The sequence below is a fragment of the Specibacter cremeus genome, assembly GCF_003946885.1.
Taxonomy (GTDB): Bacteria; Actinomycetota; Actinomycetes; order Actinomycetales; family Micrococcaceae; genus Specibacter; species Specibacter cremeus.
Genome location: NZ_RWKQ01000024.1, coordinates 19,568 through 39,928, shown reverse-complemented (window position 1 = coordinate 39,928; position 20,361 = coordinate 19,568). Strand labels below are relative to the sequence as shown.

17 protein-coding genes and 2 tRNA genes are annotated in these 20,361 nt (G+C 68.5%); 15 read left to right on the top strand and 4 right to left on the bottom strand.

The window, feature by feature from the left end; genetic code table 11:
* Positions 1-55: 55 nt before the first annotated feature.
* Both EJC77_RS10935 and EJC77_RS10930 read left to right on the top strand, forming a co-directional pair.
* Complete coding sequence (locus EJC77_RS10935; RefSeq protein WP_125612519.1) at positions 56-535, top strand: ribose-5-phosphate isomerase; 480 nt, start codon at positions 56-58, stop codon at positions 533-535.
* 3 nt (positions 536-538) lie between these two features.
* Positions 539-1,420, top strand: a complete 882-nt coding sequence (locus EJC77_RS10930) for an Fpg/Nei family DNA glycosylase (protein WP_125612517.1) — start codon at positions 539-541, stop codon at positions 1,418-1,420.
* Positions 1,421-1,508: 88 nt separating this feature from the next.
* Here the strand turns inward: EJC77_RS10930 and EJC77_RS10925 are convergent.
* Positions 1,509-1,582 (bottom strand) — tRNA-Gly (locus EJC77_RS10925).
* A 162-nt stretch (positions 1,583-1,744) separates the two neighbouring features.
* Here EJC77_RS10925 and EJC77_RS10920 point away from each other — a divergent pair.
* The 6 genes from EJC77_RS10920 to EJC77_RS10895 all read left to right on the top strand — a co-directional run bounded on the left by EJC77_RS10920 (position 1,745) and on the right by EJC77_RS10895 (position 7,099).
* Positions 1,745-1,817: transfer RNA gene (locus EJC77_RS10920), tRNA-Pro, on the top strand.
* Between the two features lie 89 nt (positions 1,818-1,906).
* Positions 1,907-3,295 (top strand): trigger factor, encoded by a 1,389-nt coding sequence (tig, locus tag EJC77_RS10915; RefSeq protein ID WP_125612515.1) that lies wholly within the window; start codon positions 1,907-1,909, stop codon positions 3,293-3,295.
* 270 nt (positions 3,296-3,565) lie between these two features.
* A complete protein-coding gene (locus tag EJC77_RS10910) occupies positions 3,566-4,186 on the top strand; it encodes an ATP-dependent Clp protease proteolytic subunit (RefSeq protein WP_125612513.1) in 621 nt (206 codons plus the stop codon).
* A 33-nt stretch (positions 4,187-4,219) separates the two neighbouring features.
* Complete coding sequence (locus EJC77_RS10905) at positions 4,220-4,891, top strand: ATP-dependent Clp protease proteolytic subunit (protein ID WP_125612511.1); 672 nt, start codon at positions 4,220-4,222, stop codon at positions 4,889-4,891.
* Positions 4,892-5,113: 222 nt separating this feature from the next.
* Complete coding sequence (gene clpX / locus EJC77_RS10900; protein WP_125612509.1) at positions 5,114-6,400, top strand: ATP-dependent Clp protease ATP-binding subunit ClpX; 1,287 nt, start codon at positions 5,114-5,116, stop codon at positions 6,398-6,400.
* 69 nt (positions 6,401-6,469) lie between these two features.
* A complete protein-coding gene (locus EJC77_RS10895) occupies positions 6,470-7,099 on the top strand; it encodes a mycothiol-dependent nitroreductase Rv2466c family protein (protein WP_125612507.1) in 630 nt (209 codons plus the stop codon).
* Positions 7,100-7,495: 396 nt separating this feature from the next.
* On the opposite strand, the gene valS is transcribed toward EJC77_RS10895, so the two are convergent.
* On the bottom strand, positions 7,496-10,114 hold the full coding sequence (gene valS / locus EJC77_RS10890) for a valine--tRNA ligase (RefSeq protein ID WP_125612505.1): 2,619 nt from the start codon (positions 10,112-10,114) through the stop codon (positions 7,496-7,498).
* 12 nt (positions 10,115-10,126) lie between these two features.
* On the bottom strand, positions 10,127-11,038 hold the full coding sequence (gluQRS, locus tag EJC77_RS10885; RefSeq protein ID WP_125612503.1) for a tRNA glutamyl-Q(34) synthetase GluQRS: 912 nt from the start codon (positions 11,036-11,038) through the stop codon (positions 10,127-10,129).
* A gap of 37 nt (positions 11,039-11,075) precedes the next feature.
* Here gluQRS and EJC77_RS10880 point away from each other — a divergent pair, with 37 nt between their 5' ends.
* From EJC77_RS10880 to ndk, 7 genes are all read left to right on the top strand, one after another.
* Positions 11,076-11,432: a DUF488 domain-containing protein gene (locus EJC77_RS10880; protein ID WP_125612501.1), complete on the top strand. Its 357-nt coding sequence runs from the start codon at positions 11,076-11,078 to the stop codon at positions 11,430-11,432.
* Between the two features lie 4 nt (positions 11,433-11,436).
* On the top strand, positions 11,437-12,219 hold the full coding sequence (locus EJC77_RS10875) for an SDR family oxidoreductase (RefSeq protein WP_125612499.1): 783 nt from the start codon (positions 11,437-11,439) through the stop codon (positions 12,217-12,219).
* Positions 12,220-12,627: 408 nt separating this feature from the next.
* Positions 12,628-15,996, top strand: coding sequence for an isoleucine--tRNA ligase (gene ileS, locus EJC77_RS10870; protein ID WP_125612497.1), 3,369 nt, complete (start codon positions 12,628-12,630; stop codon positions 15,994-15,996).
* A complete protein-coding gene (locus EJC77_RS10865) occupies positions 15,993-17,390 on the top strand; it encodes a bifunctional folylpolyglutamate synthase/dihydrofolate synthase (protein WP_125612495.1) in 1,398 nt (465 codons plus the stop codon). Before ileS ends, EJC77_RS10865 begins: the two co-directional genes overlap by 4 nt.
* Positions 17,391-17,392: 2 nt before the next feature.
* The gene (locus tag EJC77_RS10860) at positions 17,393-17,821 is read left to right on the top strand and encodes a DUF4233 domain-containing protein (RefSeq protein ID WP_125612493.1); all 429 of its coding nucleotides are present in this window, start codon (positions 17,393-17,395) and stop codon (positions 17,819-17,821) included.
* Between the two features lie 252 nt (positions 17,822-18,073).
* Positions 18,074-18,826 (top strand): maleylpyruvate isomerase family mycothiol-dependent enzyme, encoded by a 753-nt coding sequence (locus tag EJC77_RS10855; protein ID WP_125612491.1) that lies wholly within the window; start codon positions 18,074-18,076, stop codon positions 18,824-18,826.
* Between the two features lie 61 nt (positions 18,827-18,887).
* Positions 18,888-19,304 (top strand): nucleoside-diphosphate kinase, encoded by a 417-nt coding sequence (ndk, locus tag EJC77_RS10850; RefSeq protein WP_125612489.1) that lies wholly within the window; start codon positions 18,888-18,890, stop codon positions 19,302-19,304.
* A gap of 106 nt (positions 19,305-19,410) precedes the next feature.
* On the opposite strand, the gene EJC77_RS10845 is transcribed toward ndk, so the two are convergent.
* Positions 19,411-20,064, bottom strand: a complete 654-nt coding sequence (locus tag EJC77_RS10845; protein WP_125612487.1) for a vitamin K epoxide reductase family protein — start codon at positions 20,062-20,064, stop codon at positions 19,411-19,413.
* Positions 20,065-20,361 lie beyond the last annotated feature (297 nt).

The following is a 20,361-nucleotide window of genomic DNA, read 5'->3' as shown; positions in this document are numbered from 1 at the left end:
TGCGCCGGAGCTTGTAGGCTTGAAAGCACTTCTCCCTCACCCGATTGGACTAGCCATGACCATCCGCGTCCACATTGCCACCGACCACGCCGGCATGGAGCTCAGCGCCCACCTGATCACCGCGCTCGCCGCCAAGGGGTACGAGATGATCGACCACGGGCCGCAGGAATACGACGCCGAGGACGACTACCCGTCGTTCTGCATCAACGCCGCGCTCGCCGTCGTCGCCGACCGGGCCGCCGGCGTGGACGCGCTGGGCATCGTGCTGGGTGGGTCCGGCAACGGCGAGCAGATTGCCGCGAACAAGGTCAAGGGGGTGCGCGCGGCCCTGGCCTGGAACCTGGAGACCGCCAGGCTGGCCCGCGAGCACAATGACGCGAACGTGGTGGCCGTCGGCGGCCGGCAGCACTCCCTCGAGGAGGCCACCGGGATCATCGAGGCGTTCCTGGCCGAACCGTTCAGCAACGCCGAACGGCATGTGCGCCGCATCGGCAAGATCGCCGCGTACGAGACCAGCGGCGAGGTCGTCGCGTAGCGCATGCCCGAAGGTCATTCCGTCCACCGGCTGGCCCGGCAGTTCGGCGACGTGTTCGCCGGCAGCCGGCTGGCCGTGACCAGCCCCCAGGGAAAGTTCACCGCCGGCGCCGCCCGCCTGGACGGGTACGTGCTGGAGCGTGCCGAGGCCCACGGCAAGCAACTGTTCCTGCACTTCGCCAACGACCTGGTCCTGCGCGTGCACCTGGGCCTGTACGGGGCGTGGGATTTCGGCGGCGATGAAACGTTCACCGGGGCCTCGAGCATCGGCGCGCCCCGCCGCATCGGCGAGCAGGAGCTCGGCGGCGTCGGTGACGGGGATTACGCCGGTCCGCCGGAGCCCAAGGGCGCCGTGCGCGTCCGGCTCGTCTCCGAGCATGGCTGGGCCGACCTGCGCGGGCCGACGGCCTGTGAGGTGCTGACCGTGCCGGAGGCCCGGGCCGTCCGGGCGAAGTTGGGGCCCGACCCGTTGCACAACGCCCCCGGCGATGCGGCGGAGTTCACCCGGCGCATCCGTGTCTCCGGCACGGGGATCGGCGTCCAGCTGATGAAGCAGGAGGTGCTGGCCGGCGTCGGGAACGTGTACCGGGCCGAGGTGCTGTTCCGGCAGGCCCTGGACCCGTGGCTGGCCGGGCGCCGGCTGTCCGTCGAGGCGGCGGCCGCGCTCTGGGCCGACATCGCCACCGTCATGGCGGACGGCGTGCGGGACGGGCGCATCATCACGACGCTGCCCGGGCGGTGGAGCGCCACGCCGGTCCCGGTGGAGGATGCCCACTATGTGTACAAGCGAGCCGGGCTGCCCTGCCGGCGCTGCGGCACCCCCATCGCCATGACCGAACTGGCGGCGCGGAAACTGTACTGGTGCCCGGGCTGCCAAGGCGGTTGATCGGCGGGGCCAGCGGATCGAGTGATCGATAGGTCGGGGTGCGCCATCGCCGCACCCATATCTATTGATCATTGGATGGGGCCGAACGTGGAGGGGGCGACGGGAATCGAACCCGCGTAATCAGTTTGGAAGACTGAGGCTTTGCCATTAAGCTACGCCCCCGGATTTCCGGCACTGATTTGAGCAACCACAGGCCGGACAACTCCTCGATACTAGCAACCGGCCCAGTCGCCGGCAAATCACCTGCGACCCGCGGGCACGCGTGTGACAATGGCCGCAATTGTGCAACTGCCGACCCAAGGCCATAGACTATTGCGGGCACTACGGGGCGTAGCGTAGTGGCTAGCGCGCCTGCTTTGGGAGCAGGAGACCGCAGGTTCGAGTCCTGTCGCCCCGACGCAGCATTATCCGGTTCACGTTTGGTCAGTGACTGCCCATGTGCTGGTGTCGAATATCCGCTAACCAGACCATCAGGAGTACCACGCTGTGAAGAGCGCCGTCGAAAACCTCACGCCCACCCGGGTGAAGCTCAACGTTGAGGTATCCCATGAGGAATTGAAGCCCAGCATTGACGAGGCTTACAAGACGATTTCCGCGCAGGTCCAGGTGCCTGGCTTCCGCAAGGGCAAGGTCCCGAACCGCCTGATCGACCAGCGCGTCGGCCGTGGCTACGTCCTGGAGACCGCCATCAACGAGGGCCTGAACGGCTGGTACCAGCGGGCGGTCGCCGAGGCCGGCATCTTCCCGCTGAGCCGCCCCGAGGTCGAGATCACCGAGGCCCCGGCCCCGGACGCCGCCGAGGGCGAGCTGAAGTTCCAGGTCGAGGTCGACATCCGCCCGACCATCGAACTGCCCGACTACGCCGGCATCGCCGTCGAGGTCGCCGCCGTCGAGGTTGCCGACGAGGACACCCAGAAGGCCCTCGACGAGCTGCGCGGCCGCTTCGGCACGCTGAAGGCCGTCGAGCGCCCCGCCGCCGACGGTGACTTCATCACACTCGACATCGCCGCCAAGATCGACGGCGAGGAGGTCGACACCGCCGCCGACCTGTCCTACCAGATCGGCTCCGGCAACATGCTCGACGGCCTGGACGAGGCCGCCACCGGCCTGTCCGCCGACGAGGAGGCCATCTTCGAGACGAAGCTGGCCGGCGGCGAGCACGCCGGCGAGAACGCCCAGGTCACCGTCAAGGTCAAGGCCGTCAAGGAGCGCGAGCTGCCCGAGGCCAACGACGACTTCGCCCAGCTGGCCAGCGAATTCGACACCATCGAGGAACTGCGCGCGGACCTGGCCAAGCAGGCCGCCAACGCCAAGAACGTCGAGCAGGGCGTCGAGGCCCGCGACCTGGTCCTGGACAAGCTCGTCGAGCTGGTCGAGGTCCCGGTTCCCGCATCCGTCATCGAAGAGCAGCTCGAGCAGCACTTCCGCCCGGAGAACGCCCACGGTGAGGACCACGACACCGACGAACACCGGGCCGAGGTCAAGGAGAACACCGAGCGGGCCTTCCGCAACGAGCTGATCCTCGACGCCATCGCCGACAAGGAAGAGGTCGGCGTCAGCCAGGCCGAACTGATCGACTACATCGTCTCCACCGCCGGCCAGTACGGCATGGACCCCAACCAGTTCGCCCAGATGCTCGATTCCTCCAACCAGGTCTCGATGATCGTCGGCGAGGTGCGCCGCCGCAAGGCCCTGGCCGTCGTGCTGGGCAAGGCCGTCGTCACCGACTCGAAGGGTGAGGCCGTCGACCTGACGGACTTCGTCTCCGTGGACCAGGGTGAGGAGGCCGGAGAGGCCGCCGAGACCGAGGCGAGCGTTGAAGCCGAGGAGACCGCCGCCCCGGCCTCCGACGATCCGGCCGCCGTCCGCTTCTAATCCCTAGGCGCTCCCTGGCCTCGTACCTCGGCCAGGGGCCCTCGCGCCTGTGGGCCCACCCACGCCGGCCGCGTGCCGCCGTCGTTCCTGCCAAGGCCGCCGCCGACCCCTCACCGGAGGGGACGGCGGCGGCCTTCCGCATGTCCGGAACCGACGACGATGCAGGCGACCCGGTGCCGGTGCGCCTAAAGCGAACAGCAGCGTTTCCGGGAGTAAATCGGGCGCGAAAACGGCTACTGTCCAAGTAGCGAACAAGGAGAGGCAAGCACCATGGCACAGCATACGACCCCGACGATGGCCAGTGTCGACCCGGCCGGCAGGGACGACTACATCTACAACCGGCTCCTCAAGGAACGCATCATCTGGCTTGGCTCGGAGGTGCGGGACGAGAACGCCAACGCGATCTGCTCCCAGCTGCTGCTCCTGTCGGCGGAGGACCCGGAAAAGGACATCTACCTTTACATCAACTCCCCGGGCGGCTCCGTCACCGCGGGCATGGCCATCTACGACACGATCCAGTTCATCCCGAACGACGTCGTCACCGTCGCCACCGGGCTGGCCGCCTCCATGGGCCAGTTCCTGCTCTCCTCCGGCACGAAGGGCAAGCGCTACGCGACGCCCAACGCCCGCATCCTGATGCACCAGCCCTCCGGCGGCATCGGCGGCACGGCCTCCGACATCAAGATCCAGGCCGAGCTGATCCTGCACATGAAGAAGGTCATGGCCGAACTCACGGCCGACCAAACCGGCCAGTCCGTGGAGACGATCCTGAAGGACAACGACCGTGACAAGTGGTTCACGGCGGAGGAGGCCCTCGAATACGGGTTCTTCGACAAGATCAGCGCGCACGCCGGATCGGTGTCCGGCGGCGGCGGAACGAACGCCAAGTAACGGTCTTTGACGACGAAGTTTGGAGCAACGAGAATGTTTTACCCCCAAGGATTGCACCCCCAGGGCCAGGCCGCGCACGTTCCGACCAGCCGCTACGTCCTTCCCCAGTTCGAGGAGCGCACGCCCTACGGCTTCAAGCGCCAGGACCCGTACACGAAGCTGTTCGAGGACCGCATCATCTTCCTCGGCGTGCAGGTTGACGACGCGTCCGCCGACGACGTCATGGCCCAGCTGCTGGTCCTCGAGGCGACCGACCCGGACCGCGACATCACCATGTACATCAACTCGCCGGGTGGTTCGTTCACGGCCATGACGGCCATCTATGACACCATGCAGTTCATCCGCCCCGAGATCCAGACCGTGTGCCTGGGCATGGCGGCGTCCGCGGCCGCCGTGCTGCTGGCGGCCGGCGCCCCGGGCAAGCGGCTGGCACTGCCGAACAGCACGGTCATGATCCACCAGCCGGCCCTCTCCGGCGGCCAGGGCGGGCAGGCCTCCGACCTGGAGATCCAGGCACGCGAGGTGCTGCGCATGCGCGAATGGCTGGAGCAGACCTGGTCCAAGCACTCCAACCGCTCCGTCGAGGAGGTGCGCGCCGACATCGAGCGCGACAAGTTCCTGACCGCGGACGAGGCGCTGGCCTACGGCCTGGTCGACGAGGTCCTGGATTCCCGCAAGATCAAACCGCAGGCAATCAGCCGCTAGTCCCCACCGGCTCCCACTGCTCGCAAGCTCGCAGCGGGTCCCTCGCCGGCGTGGGCCCACCCACGCCCTCCCTCGGAGCTGTGGGCCCACCCACTTGCCGGTCGGGGCGGGGAACGAAAAGTTTCCCGTCCCGGCGCCCGGGTTCCCGATGTTGTCGCACTTGTGCCCTAGAGTTGAAACAGGACGCACGTGCACGGCGGTTGGCTATGGAAGGATGCACACATGGCTCGAATGGGCGAAAGCACCGACTTGTTGAAGTGTTCCTTTTGCGGCAAAAGCCAAAAACAGGTCCGCAAATTGATCGCCGGACCCGGGGTCTACATCTGCGACGAGTGCATCGAGCTGTGCAACGAGATCATCGACGAGGAGCTCGCCGAGGTCGCCGAGATCGACGGTTTCGAGCTGCCCAAGCCCCGTGAGATCTTCGATTTCCTGCAGGAATACGTCATCGGGCAGGAACCGGCCAAGCGTTCCCTCGCCGTCGCCGTGTACAACCATTACAAGCGCATCCAGTCGGGGCACGGGGTCAAGAGCGCCAAGGTCGCCGGCGGCATCCATGAGGATGTTGAGATCGCCAAGTCCAACATCTTGCTGATCGGGCCCACCGGCTGCGGCAAGACGTACCTGGCGCAGACACTGGCCCGGCGCCTGAACGTCCCGTTTGCCGCGGCCGATGCGACCGCCCTGACGGAGGCCGGCTACGTGGGCGAGGACGTCGAGAACATCCTGCTCAAGCTCATCCAGGCCGCCGACTACGACGTCAAGAAGGCCGAACAGGGCATCATCTACATCGACGAGATCGACAAGATCTCGCGCAAGAGCGAGAACCCGTCCATCACCCGCGACGTGTCGGGTGAGGGCGTGCAACAGGCCCTGCTGAAGATCCTCGAGGGCACCGTGGCATCCGTGCCGCCGCAGGGCGGGCGCAAGCACCCGCATCAGGAATTCATCCAGATCGACACGACCAACGTGCTGTTCATCGTGGCCGGGGCGTTTGCCGGGCTGGAGGAGATCATCGGTTCCCGCGCGGGGAAGAAAGGCATCGGGTTCGGGGCGCCGCTCAGCGCGCTCAAGCAGGAGGAGGCCAGCTACGCCGACGTCATGCCGGAGGACCTGCTGAAGTTCGGGCTCATCCCGGAATTCATTGGCCGGCTGCCCGTCATCACGACCGTCACGCAGTTGGACCGCCCGGCCCTGATCCAAATCCTCAACGAGCCGAAGAACGCGCTGGTCAAGCAATACCAGAAGATGTTCCACCTGGACGGCGTGGAGCTGGTCTTCGAGGATGACGCGCTGGACGCCATCGCCGACCTCGCCCTGGCGCGCGGGACCGGCGCCCGCGGACTGCGGGCCATCATGGAGGAAGTGCTGCTGCCGGTCATGTTCGACCTGCCCAGCCGCGAGGACATCGCCACGGTCGTGGTCACGGCCGACGTCGTCAACCGGGTCGCCGCGCCCACGCTGATCCCGCACGACGTGGTGGCCAAGCGACGCAACAAGTCCGCCTAGCAAGATCCCCGTGCCGCCGGGAATGCCCGGCACACCGGTCGTCGTTGTGCCATTTGAAAGGAGACTTCAATGTCCTCAACTGCACACGTTTCAACGGCCCCCGCCAAGGCCGACTTCTGGTTCGACCCCGCCTGCCCGTTCGCCTGGGCCACGTCCCGCTGGATCGGGGAGGTGGAGACCGTCCGCAACATCAGCGTCGACTGGCACGTCATGAGCCTTTCCGTCCTCAACGAGGGCAGGGACCTGCCCGAGGATTACCGGGCGTTCAATGACCGGGCGTGGGGCCCCGTGCGCGTGATCATCGCGGCCGCCCAGGAGCATGGCAATGCGGTCATCAAGCCGCTCTACGACGCCATGGGCACACTGATCCACCACGAGGGCATCAAGGACTACCCCGTGGTCATCGACAAGGCCCTGGCCGCCGTGGGCCTGCCGGCCTCGCTGGCCCGGGCCGCCGACACCGATGCGTACGACGACGTGCTCCGTGCCAGCCACGACGAGGGCATCAGCAAGGTGGGCCAGGACGTCGGCACCCCCGTCGTCGCATTCAACGGCACCGCGTTCTTCGGACCAGTGATCACGCGCATCCCGCGAGGCGAGGAGGCCGGCAAGCTGTGGGACGCCACCACCACGCTGGCCGGATTCCCCTACTTCTTCGAGATCAAGCGCAGCCGCACGGAGTCCCCGCGATTCGACTGAGACGGTTCGGCTGACGAGACCGGCCACCAGGCACGGGGCTGCACCGAATTACTCCCATGTAGTTCGGCGCAGCCCCTTGTTTGTGATGGCCGGCAGCGCGAGAATTGTTCTTACCCAATCCTTCGGGAAAGGGCATAGGGACACCAAAGATTCAGTGACAGAACCGCATGCAGTGACTGATTGAGACGCTGCCATTGGCAGGAACTCGGAGCAAGCGGAACTGGCTGCCGGTGACACGGCAGGACGACCTGAACGTCGGCGGAGTCCGCTAGACCGCGAAGTGTCACCCAGCGGCCGAAAGTCGAAGCCCCACCAACGGCGAAACGCTGATGGGGCTTCCCCTTTGCCCGGGTCTCGACGGGCTCGACCACCGGCACGGGCTCGACCAGCGCCCGGCTACGCTTGGGCGGGTTCCTCCGCCGGTGCCAGCTCCACATCGCTGACGACGATGTCGGAACCGCCCACCACCACGGTGATGTCCACGGCGTTCGCGGCGGCCTTCAGGTCGCCCAGCCCGGCGGCCAGCTGCCCGGCCTGCGCCTCGGGGGCGGTCACGACGGCGGAGATCACCCGGGTGCGCTGCTTCACCTTCGCCTCGGACTTGGCCTTGCGGATGCCGCTGAGGGCGGTGCCCACGGTCGGCAACAGGGCCGTGTCCCCGTCGGACGCCAGGGCGACCGGCCATGCGGCACGGTGCACCGAACCGGTCCGCCACCAGCTCCACACCTCTTCGGTGGCGAACGGCAGGAACGGGGCGAACAGGCGCAGCAGCGAATCCAGTGTCGTGGCCAGCGTGGCCAGCACGGAGGCCTGTTCGTCGTCGCCGGCGGCACCGTAGGCACGGTCCTTGATCAGCTCGACGTAGTCGTCCGTGAACTGCCAGAAGAAGCTCTCGGTGACCTGCAGGGCGCGGGCGTAGTCATAGTTTTCAAAGGCGGCGGTGGCTTGGTCGACGACGTCGGCCAGTTGCGCCAGCAACGCACGGTCCAAGGGGTTGGTCGCGGCCGACGAAGAACCGGCGAGCACGTTCGCGTCCGTGGCGCCCAGGTTGAGCACGAACTTCGACGCGTTCAGCAGCTTGATGGCCAGGCGGCGGCCGATCTTCATCTGCGCCACCTCGTACGCGGTGTCCGCTCCCAGCTTGGCGGAGGCCGCCCAGTAGCGCACGGCGTCGGCGCCGAACTCGTCGAGCACGTCCGTGGGGACCACGACGTTGCCCTTCGACTTGGACATTTTCTTCCGGTCCGGGTCCAGGATCCAGCCGGACAGGGCGGCATGCCGCCACGGGGCGGAGCCCTGCAGGGCGTCGGCCCGCACCACCGAGGAGAACAGCCACGTCCGGATGATGTCGTGCCCCTGCGGGCGCAGGTCGAACGGGTAGACCTTCGCGAACAGGTCGGTGTCGCGGCCCCAGCCGCCCACGATCTGCGGGGTCAGCGACGACGTCGCCCACGTGTCGAGCACGTCGGCGTCGCCGACGAAGCCGCCCGGCTGGTTGCGCTGCTCCTCCGTGTAGCCGGGGGCCGGGTCGGCGGCCGGGTCGACGGGCAGCAGGTCGTGGGTGGGCAGGATCGGGTGGTCGTGGTCGGGTTCGCCGGCGGCGTCCAGCGGGTACCAGACGGGGATCGGCACACCGAAGAAACGCTGCCGGGAGACCAGCCAGTCACCGTTCAGCCCGGCGATCCAGTTTTCGTAGCGCGAGCGCATGAACGCGGGGTGGAAGTCGATCTCCCGGCCCCGGCCGATCAGCCGTTCCCGGCGGTCCTCGTCGCGGCCGCCGTTGCGGATGTACCACTGGCGGGACGTGACGACCTCGAGCGGCTTGTCGCCCTTCTCGTAGAAGTTCACGGGGTGCATGATCTTCTTGGGCTCGCCGTCGAGCAGGCCGGCCTCGGCGAGCATCGCGGCCACGCCCTCCTTGGCGCTGAACACGGTCTTGCCGGCGATGAGGGCGTAGTTGGCCCGGCCCGCCTCGGTCGTGATCCAGTCGGGGGTGTCGGCCAGGACACGGCCGTCACGGCCGATGATGGCGCGCGTGGGCAGTTGCAGCTCCCGCCACCAGGTGACGTCGGTCAGGTCGCCGAACGTGCACACCATGGCGATGCCGGAGCCCTTGTCCGCCTTGGCCAGCGGGTGCGCCTTCACCTCCACCTCGACGCCGAACAGCGGGGAGGTGACCTTCTTGCCGAACAGCGGCCGGTAGCGTTCGTCGTCCGGGTTGGCCACGAGCGCGGCACAGGCGGCGAGCAGTTCCGGGCGGGTCGTCTCGATGTACACCTTCGTGCCGTCCTCGGCGAACAACGGGTACCGGTAGTAGGCGCCGGGCATCTCCCGGTCCTCGAGCTCGGCCTGCGCCACGGCCGTGCGGAACGTGACATCCCACAGCGTGGGCGCCTCGGCCATGTACGCGTTCCCGGCGGCCAGGTTGTCCAGGAAGCCGCGCTGCGAGGCGGCGCGGGACGCGTGGTCGATGGTGCGGTAGGTCAGCTGCCAGTCGACGGACAGGCCCAGGGTCTGGAACAGGTGCTCGAAGACCAACTCGTCCTCGACGGCCAGTTCCTCGCACAGCTCGATGAAGTTGCGGCGCGAGACGGCGTCCCAGTCGCGCTGGTTCTTGGCGGGCGTGCCCGGCGGGCGGTAGTCGGCGTCGTAGGGGACCGTCGGGTCGCAGCGCACGCCGAAGTAGTTCTGCACGCGGCGCTCGGTGGGCAGGCCGTTGTCGTCCCAACCCATCGGGTAGAACACGTTCTTGCCGTTCATGCGCTGGAAGCGGGCCAGCACGTCGGTCTGGGTGTAGGAGAACATGTGCCCCACATGCAGCGAACCGGAGGCCGTGGGCGGGGGAGTGTCGATCGAGTAGACGGCCTCGCGGGTCGTCTCGTGGTCGAACTTGTACGTGCCTTCGGCGAGCCAGCGGCGCGTCAGCGACGATTCCAGGCCCTCCAGGGCCGGCTTGTCGGGAACGGTGGTCGGGGTGGGGGCGGGCGTGTCTGTACCCGGGAAATGTTCAGCCATGGCCCAATTCTTTCATGAGATGCGCGCGGCGAACGTTTCCGCCGTCACCGTCCATGGCGCCCGCGGCAGCGCGCCCGGGTCGAATGCGGCCAGGGCGTGGGTCAGCGGCCCGGCGGGCAGCCCGAGTGAATCGAGGATCACGTCGCGCACGGTAGCAGGCACGACGCCGGTCGCGGCCAGGTCCGTCAGCGTCACCGCGCCGTCGCGCTTGGCCAGGCGGCGGCCCGCGCGGCCCAGGGCCAGCGGCACGTGCGCATAACCGACCGGGGGCAGGCCCAGCAGCCGGGCCAGCCGCGCCTGGGCGGGACTGGACGGCAGCAGGTCGTCGCCGCGCACCACCTGGTCGATGCCCTGGGCGGCGTCGTCGACGACGACGGCCAGGTTGTACGCGACGGCGCCGTCGTTGCGGCGTAGCACAACGTCGTCGGCCGGCCCCGTGTAGTCGCCGTTCAGCGCGTCGTGGACTGTGACGGGGCCACCCCCGGCACGCAGCCGCAGGGCCGGTGGCCGCTGCCGGCGCCTGTCGTCGCGTTCGGCGTCCGTGAGGTGACGGCACGTGCCCGGGTAGGTGGCGACGGACCCGTGCGGTGCGGAGGCGGCCCCCGCGATGTCGCGACGGGTGCAGAAGCATTCGAACACGAGTCCCGCCGCCTGCAGCCGGGCCAGCGCGTCCAGGTACAGCGGCCCGCGTTCGGACTGCCGCTCGACCGGGCCGTCCCAATCCAGGCCCAGGGCGGCAAGGTCCGCCAGTTGCCGCTGCTCGGCGCGGGCCCGGACCCGGTCCAGGTCCTCCACGCGCAGCAGGAAGGCCCGTCCGGTGCTGCGCGCGAACAACCAGGCGAGGACGGCCGTGCGCAGGTTGCCCACGTGGAGGTCGCCGCTGGGGGAGGGCGCGAAGCGGCCGGCGCCGGGAGTGAGCTGCACCCGCACATGTTAACAAGTTCGGGGCTAGGATGCGGCCATGGGACGTCTACGAATTGCCCGTGTGTATGAGGAGACCGAACCCGGTGAGTTGCGGGTCCTGGTGGACAGGCTGTGGCCCAGGGGCATTGCCAGGGACCGCGTGGACGTGTGGCTCAAGGAGGCCGGGCCGAGTGCCGGGGTGCGCAACGCGTTTGACCACCGGGCCGAGCGGTTTGCCGTGTTCCAACGGGATTACCGTGCCGAACTGGCGGACAACCCGGCCGTGGCCGAGATCAGGACGCTCGCCGCCGAGCACGAGGCGGTGGTCCTCCTCTACGGGGCCAAGGACCCGCATCTGAACCAGGCCGCCGTGTTGCTCGACTTCATCAATGGCACCAATCCCGCGCTAGATTAAGGGCATGGCTGATAGTTCCACCACCCCCGTCCCCGCGAAGCGTGCCGTCGTCACCGGAGCCTCCACCGGCATCGGCGACGCCACCGTGCGCGCCCTGGCCGCCACGGGCTGGACGGTGTACGCCGTCGCCCGCCGCGCCGACCGGCTCGCCGCACTGGCAGCGGAGACCGGCGCGCTCGCCGTCCCCGCGGACATCACGAACGACGACGACGTCGCCGCCCTGGTCGCGGCCGTCACCGCCGGCGGCGGCATCGATACGCTGGTCAACATTTCCGGTGGCGCGCGCGGCGTGGACCCTGTGGCCGAGGCGGACGCCGACGACTGGGACTGGATGTACCGGGTGAACGTCCTGGGCACCATGAAGCTCACCAAGGCGTTCCTGCCCATGCTGCGGGCCGGGCGCAACGGCACCGTGCTGAACCTGACCAGCTTCGCCGCGCTGGTCAGCTACGAGGGCGGCGCCGGCTACAACGCCGCCAAGGCAGCGCAGCGGGCCATGACCCAGGCGCTGCGCCTGGAGGAGGTCGGCAACAACCTGCGCGTCATCGAGGTGCTGCCCGGGTTGGTGCGCACCGAGGAATTCTCGCTGCACCGGCTCGGCGGCGACCGGGCGTCGGCCGACGCCGTGTATTCCGGCGTGGCCGAACCGCTCACGGCCGCGGACGTGGCCGACATCATCGCCTACGCCGTGAACGCCCCGCACCACGTGAACCTTGACGAGATCGTCGTCCGGCCGGTCGCCCAGGCGGCCGCGCACAAGATCATCCGCGCATCCGCCGGTGATTGAGCCCCGTCGAAATCCGGGGCCGGTGATTGAGCGCCGTCGAAATCCGGGGCCGGTGATTGAGCACCGTCGAAATCCGGGGTCTCGACGGGGCTCGACCACCGACATGTGGCCAACCCTCGAGCGCATCCAGCACGTCATCGAGCAGGCGCCGGCGAAGGACTCCGTCTGGGAGTAATGTCCGGGCCCGGATCCCGTAGAATGGGAGCACAAGCACCGACCCGGCCATCACCGGCGAGCTTCCGGAAGAACGCGCCAGCGAATCAGGCGCCGGTAGAACCGGACGGGTAAGCCCGTCACAGCAGTCAATAAGCGGCCGCCCCGGCGACGGGTGCGGCAAGCGAGGTGGTACCGCGGCCGCAGGCCGTCCTTGCATCCGTGTCCTATGCAACGAACGACCAGGATGATGAGATGACCCAGTACCCGAAGGCGTCCGCCGCCCACCACGCCGGCTCCAGCCACGTTCCCGCGTCCGTGCGCTTCCCCGAGATCGAGGAACGCGTCCTCAAGTACTGGTCCGAGGACGGCACCTTCGCCGAGAGCATCGACCGCCGCGACGCCGGCGCCGACGGCACGAACGAGTTCGTGTTCTACGACGGCCCGCCCTTCGCCAACGGCCTTCCCCACTACGGGCACCTGCTCACCGGCTACGTCAAGGACATCGTGGGCCGGTACCAGACGCAGCGCGGCAAGCGGGTGGAACGCCGCTTCGGCTGGGACACGCACGGGCTGCCGGCCGAACTCGAGGCCATGAAACAGCTGGGCATGACGGACAAGAAGCAGATCGAGGCCATGGGCATCGACAAGTTCAATGACGCCTGCCGCGCCTCCGTCATGAAATACACCGGCGAATGGCAGGAGTACGTCACCCGCCAAGCACGGTGGGTCGACTTCAAGAACGACTACAAGACGCTCAACGTCGAGTACATGGAATCGGTCATCTGGGCCTTCAAGCAGCTGCACGAGAAGGGCCTGACCTACCAGGGCTTCCGCGTGCTGCCATACTGCTGGAAGGATGAGACGCCGCTGTCCAACCACGAGCTGCGCATGGACGACGACGTCTACAAGATGCGCCAGGACCAGACCGTCACGGTCACGTTCCCGCTGCTCGCCGAACCGTTCGACGGCCGGGAGGCCAACCCGCTGGCCGCCGAACTGGCCGGCGTGAACGCCCTGGCCTGGACGACCACGCCGTGGACCCTGCCCACCAACCAAGCCCTCGCCGTCGGGCCCGAGGTGAGCTACGTCGTCGTACCCGCCGGCCCCCACGGGACCTCGGTGGTTGAGCCTGCCGAAACCACAGGGGGTCCGGCCGGCTCAACCACCGTTCCGCGGTTCCTGCTCGCCTCCGACCTGCTGGCCGCCCATGCGAAGGACCTGGGCTATGAGGACGCGGCCACCGCCGCCGAGGCTGTCACCGCCACCTACGCGGGCGCCGACCTGGCCGGCCTGCGCTACGAGCCGCTGTGGCACTACTTCGCCGACGCCGAGAAGTACGGCACGGAGAACGCGTGGCAGATCCTCGTCGCCGACTACGTCACGACGACCGACGGCACCGGCATCGTCCACCAGGCCCCCGCCTACGGCGAGGAGGACCAGGCCATCTGCGAGGCCAACGGCATCCCCGTGGTGCTGTCCGTGGACGAGGGGGCGAAGTTCCTGCCGCTGTTCGCCACGCCCGTCGACGGCGCCGCGCCGCTGGCCGCGATCGCCGGCGTGCACGTGTTCGACGCGAACAAGACCATCACCGGTGTGCTGCGCACGGCCGGCCGGCTGCTGCGCCAGGCCAGCTACGAGCACAGCTACCCGCACTGCTGGCGGTGCCGCACGCCGCTGATCTACCGCGCCATCTCGTCCTGGTACGTGGAGGTCACGAAGATCAAGGACCGCATGGTCGAACTGAACCAGCAGATCAACTGGATCCCGGAGAACGTCAAGGACGGCCAGTTCGGCAAATGGCTGGCGAACGCCCGCGACTGGTCAATCAGCCGCAACCGGTATTGGGGCAGCCCCATCCCGGTATGGCAGTCCGACGATCCCGAATACCCGCGGACCGACGTGTACGGTTCGCTGGCCGAGCTGGAGGCCGATTTCGGCCGGCTGCCGCTCAACCATGCGGGCCAGCCGGACCTGCACCGGCCCTTCATCGACGAGCTGATCCGGCCCAACCCGGACGACCCGCGCACGCCCGAGGAGGGCCAGTCGACCATGCGCCGGGTCGAGGACGTGCTGGATGTCTGGTTCGACTCCGGCTCGATGCCGTACGCCCAGGTGCACTACCCGTTCGAGTCCCAGGACTGGTTCGACCACCACAACCCAGGCGACTTCATCGTCGAGTACATCGGCCAGACGCGCGGCTGGTTCTACACGCTGCACATCCTGGCCACGGCGCTGTTCGACCGCCCGGCGTTCCGCAACGTCATCAGCCACGGCGTCGTGCTCGGCTCCGACGGGCAGAAGATGTCCAAGTCGCTGCAGAACTACCCGGACGTCTCCGAGGTGCTGGACCGTGACGGCTCCGACGCCATGCGCTGGTTCCTCATGTCCAGCCCGATCCTGCGCGGCGGGAACCTGATCGTCACCGAGCAGGGCATCCGCGACGGCGTCCGCCAGGTCATCCTGCCGCTGTGGAACGTGTACAGCTTCTTCACGCTGTACGCCAACTCGGCCAACGCCGGGACCGGCCATGCCACCGGCTATGAAGCAGTTCTGCGCTTCGACGGGTACACCGACCCGCTGGACGAATACCTGATGGCGAACACGGGTGAGCTGGTGCGCTCGGTGACACGGCTGTTGGACGCGTACGACGTCTCCGGCGCCTGCGACGCGCTGCGCAACTACCTGGACATGCTCACCAACTGGTACGTCCGCCGCAGCCGGCAGCGTTTCTTCGACGAGTCCGCCGACGCGTTCGACGCCCTCTACACGGCGCTGGAGACGGTGGCCCGGGTGGCCGCCCCGCTGCTGCCCCTCGTCTCCGAGGAGATCTGGCGCGGGCTGACCGGGGGGCGCTCCGTGCACCTGACGGAGTGGCCGAACGCCGACCTGTTCGTGCCGAATGACGCCCTCGTGGCCCGGATGGACCGGATCCGGCAGATCTGTTCCACCGGCTCCAGCCTGCGCAAGGCGGCCAAGCTGCGCGTGCGCCTGCCGCTGCAGGAACTGACCATCGTGACCGCCGACGCCGCCGCGCTCGACGGCGGCGCCGGCGTCGTCGCCGACGAACTGAACATCCGCACGGTGACGCTCGTCGACGCCGCGGACGCCTCGCTGGAAGAGTTCGGCATCACCCAGAAGCTCGTCGTCAACGCCCGTGCGGCCGGCCCGCGCCTGGGCAAGAACGTCCAGCAGGCCATCAAGGGTGCCAAGTCCGGCGACTGGTCCGAGACCGACGGCGTCGTCACGGCCGGCGGCCTGGAGCTGCGGGAGGGCGAGTACACGCTGGAGACGGTCGTGGCGGCGACGGACGACGGCGGTGCTGCCGCGGTGGCGCTGCTGCCCGGCGGCGGCTTCGTGGTGCTCAACACCGAGGTGACACCCGAACTGGAGGCCGAGGGCACGGCACGCGACCTGGTCCGCGCCGTCCAGTCGGCCCGCAAGGACGCCGGGCTGAACGTCACCGACCGCATCCGGACCATCATCTCGGCCCCGCAGGACGTGGTGGACGCGCTGCACGCCAACGCCGAACTCGTCAAGACCGAGACCCTTACCGTGGTGCTGGAACTGCTCCCCGGTGACGTCGAGACCACCATCACGGTCGAAAGGATGGCAGCCAAATGAGCCATGACGAATTTTCCGTGGCAAGCGTCTACGCCGAACTGCTCGGCCGGGCGCCGGAGAACAAGATGGAGCCGCGCCTGGCCCCGCTGTTCCGGGCCATGGACATCCTCGGCGAGCCGAACAAGGCGTACCCGATCATCCACATCACCGGCACCAACGGCAAGACGTCCACGGCCCGCATGATCGAATCCGGCCTGCTCGCCCACGGGCTGCGCACCGGCCGGTACACCAGCCCGCACCTGACCAAGGTGACCGAGCGCATCAGCATCGACGGGGCGCCGGTGTCCGACGAGACGTTCGTGCGCAACTGGGACGAGATCCGCCCGTACCTGCAGATCGTCGACGCGGAGCTGGAAGCCGCCGGCGAACAGCGGCTCACCTACTTCGAGTGCCTGACCATCCTGGCGTTCGCCGTCTTCGCGGACGAGCCCGTCGACGTGGCCGTGCTGGAGGTGGGCCTGGGCGGCATCACCGACGCCACGAACGTCGGCGACGGGCAGGTCGCCGTCGTCACGCCGATCTCCCTGGACCACACCGACCTGCTCGGCGACACGACCGGTGACATCGCGCTGGAGAAGGCCGGCATCATCAAGGAGGGCGCCTTCCTGGTCAGCGCCGCCCAGCCCGTGGACGCCGCCCAGGTGCTGCTCGAGACGGCGCGGGACAAGCACGCCGAGTTCCGTTTCGAGGGCGTCGAGTTCGGCGTCGAGTCGCGCCGGGTGGCCGTCGGCGGCCAGCTTGTCACCCTGCGGGGGCTGGCCGGGCGGTACCCCGACATCCAGCTGCCGCTGCACGGCGAACACCAGGCGGAGAACGCCGCCGTCGCCCTGGCCGCGCTCGAGGCGTTCCTCGGCGGCGGGGAGAAGGAACTGAACATCGACCTGGTCCGCGAGGGATTCGCCAACGCGTCCTCGCCGGGCCGGCTCGAGGTGCTGCGCACGGCTCCGACCGTCGTCGTGGATGCCGCCCACAACCCGGCCGGCATCGCCGCCAGCGCCGCCGCGCTGCAGGAGGCGTTCTCGATCAGCAAGCTTGTGATCGTCCTCGGCATCCTGGCCGAGAAGGATGCCGAGGAGATCCTGCGCCAGATCCGTGAATCGTACGGCGAGGACGCCGAGGAACTGTGCCTGACCCGGTCCACATCCCCCCGCGCCATCCCGGCCGCCGACCTCGCGGAGATGGCCGTGGAGCTGGGCTGGCAGGAGGACGACGTGCACGTCGCCGAGAAGCTCGACGACGCCCTCGAGTGGGCGATCGAACGCGCCGAGGCCAACAACGACCTGGCCGGGGCCGTCCTGGTCACCGGATCGATCACGCTCGTGGCCGAGGCCCGGATCCTGCTGGGACGGTCGGCGGAGTTGCCCGGTGAACCCGGGGACAAGGGAGGCAATTGACCATGGCCAAGCTGACCCGCGCCCAACGCGAGTGGCAACCGGGCATGCCGAAGAAGCGTCGTTCCACGAAAGTGATGTTCGCCTCGACCGTGCTCGGCCTGGAGGCCTTCGTGGTGTTTTTCGCGGCGCTGGCGCTGTTCGGGCTGCACGACAAGAACGTGGTGTTCCTGACCGTGGGGATCGCGCTTGCCGTCGCGTTCGTCGTGTCCTGCGCCTTCATGGCGAAGAAGTGGGGGCCGGCGCTCGGCTGGATCCTGCAACTGCTGCTCATCACCAGCGGGTTCCTGGAACCGACCATGTTCGTCATCGGCCTCCTGTTCGCCATCACGTGGTGGTACGGGTTGCGCGCCGGCGGCCGCATCGACCGGGAAAACGTGGTCCGCGAGCGGGAACAGGCCGCGTGGGAGGCCGCGCACCCGGAAGAAGCCTGACCCTCCGGCGCCCCGGTGGTCGAGCTTGTCGAGACCCCGTGACCCGGTGGTCGAGCCTGTCGAGACCCGGGCCTNGCCGGTGGTCGAGCCTGGGCCCACGGCCGCGAGGGGCCCCGCCCGAGCTTGCGAGGGTGGGGAGCGGCTGGGGAGCGAGACCCGATTTCGACAAGCTCAATCACCGAGACCCGGTGGTCGAGCCTGTCGAGACTCGGGACCGTTGCGCCGCAGCCACGCCCGGCCTAGCGTGGCAGCATGACCGAGACGTACCCGTTGGCCCTGTCCTTCCCCGCCTACCGTGCCTGTTTTGACGCCGACTTCGCCCGGTTGCGGCTGCTGGCCCCGGGAGCCCTGGACAGTCCCGTGCCGGCGTGCCCGGGCTGGACCGGTGCGGACGTGGTGCGGCACGTGGCCCAGGTCTACCTGCACAAGGCGAAGTCGATCCGCACCGGGGTGATGCCCGGCGCCGACTGGCCGCCGGCCTGGTTGCGTGAACGTCCAGCGGTGGACGTGCTGGACAACTGCCATGACCAGCTGGTGGCGCAATTCGACGCCCACGACCCCCGGGATCCTGCGGCGACGTGGTGGCCGGCGGACCAGACCGTCGGGTTCTGGCTGCGACGGATGGCGCACGAGACGGCCGTGCACCGGCACGATGTGGAGAGTGCCGTGGGCCGTGCCGGGCCGGTGCGTCCGGACTTGGCCGTGGACGGCATCGACGAGGTGCTGGCCCTCATGTTGGCCGGGGATTGGGCGGACGAGGTGGTCGGGAGCGCCTCCGGGGCCGTGGTCGCCGTGGAGAGCGCCGGGCACCGCTGGAGCGTGACGCTGAATCCGGCCGACGTCACGCTGGAGCGCGATTCCCGGGCGGAGGCTGCGGCCACGGTCTCCGGCGCGCCCGGGACGACGTTACTGTGGCTGTGGGGGCGCGGCCCGCTGCCCGCCGGCACCGGTGACCCGGACGCCGTGGCCGAGCTGCGTGCCAGGTTGGTGCTTGCCACCCAGTAAACTGGGGGGTGGTCCCGGCTCGCCGCGGCCCGCCGAACTTCCCCAACTTCAAGGAGCATCCGTGAGCCCTGAGCGCACCCTCGTCCTCATCAAGCCCGACGGCGTCGCCCGCAACCTGTCCGGAGCGATCCTGGCCCGCGTGGAGGCCAAGGGCTACACGCTGGCCGAGCTGAAGAAGACCAAAGCGACCCGTGAGCAGCTCGAGGCCCACTACGCGGAGCACGCCGGCAAGCCGTTCTACGAGCCGCTCCTCGAGTTCATGCTCTCCGGCGCCGTCGTCGCCGCGATCTTCGAGGGGCACCGCGCCATCGAGGGGTTCCGCGCCATGGCCGGCGCCACCGACCCGACCACGGCGCTGCCGGGCACCATCCGCGGCGACTTCGGCCGCGACTGGGGCCTGAAGGTCCAGCAGAACCTGGTGCACGGCTCCGATTCGGTCGAATCCGCCGAGCGTGAGATCGGCATCTGGTTCGGCTGACCGATCCTTGATTCTTCGCCAGGTGTGGGTGTTGGGTTCCAGCACCCACACCTACCGAAGAATCAACGTGCCCCGAAGTCGGTCGGCCCAATACCCCGGTGCGGAGTCACGCGTTGCTGGGGATGATCAGGTGCATGAAACGGAAGAAGATCGTGGCGATGACGGCCAGGTAGCCGAGCCCCGCGATGACCCACGCCCATTCGCCCGCGAACCGCGTCAACCCGGCCGGCGCGGGGATCACGCCGTGGCTGAGGTTGCGCACGGTGGTGAACACGAAGAGGGGGATCATCATGGCCCAGACGACCATGCAATAGGGGCACAGGATCGTGATGACGTAGAGGGCCTCAAACCAGAACCAGCACACCAGGGCCATGCCGAGCGTGATGCCGATCTGCAACCCGATCCAATACCAGCGGGCCAGCCGGGCGCCGGCCAGCATCACCACGGCCGTGGTGATGATCACGGCGAACCCGACGATCCCGATGAACGGGTTGGGGAAGCCGAGCAGTTCGGCTTGCTGCGTTTTCATCACGTCGCCGCAGGAGATCCACGTGTTGAAGTTGCAGCTCAGCGACGCGTTGGGGTTCTTGTACAGTTCAAGCCGGTCCAGCACGAGCGCACCGGAGGCCAGCCAGGCGACCACACCCGTGGCCAGCAGGAGCCAGGCATACGGCCGGTGCCGCGCCAACAGCGTCATTTTCGCTTCGGCCGCGTCCGGGCCGTGGGGCACGGTACTCGGGGCAACGCTGGACTTGGGCATGCTCGCCTCACTGTTCGCGGGGGTGATTGTTTCCCGATTGTAGCGCGGCGGCACTGGCACACCGTGTGAGCTTCCAGGACCGGCGGGGGCGTGTGTGAGACAATGATCTTGGCTGGAGAACGATCCACATGCGTGCTCCGGTCCAATGGCACGCTCTCGGGCCTGCCGGCGACGACGCGCCGTGAGCGCTATCCGCCGGGCAGCCGCCGCGTACGCGGGAGAATGCGCACCATTGCCCGCCCGGTGCTGGCGCACCCACCTGATGGTGCCGCCCGGGAGGTATTAAGACGACTTCCG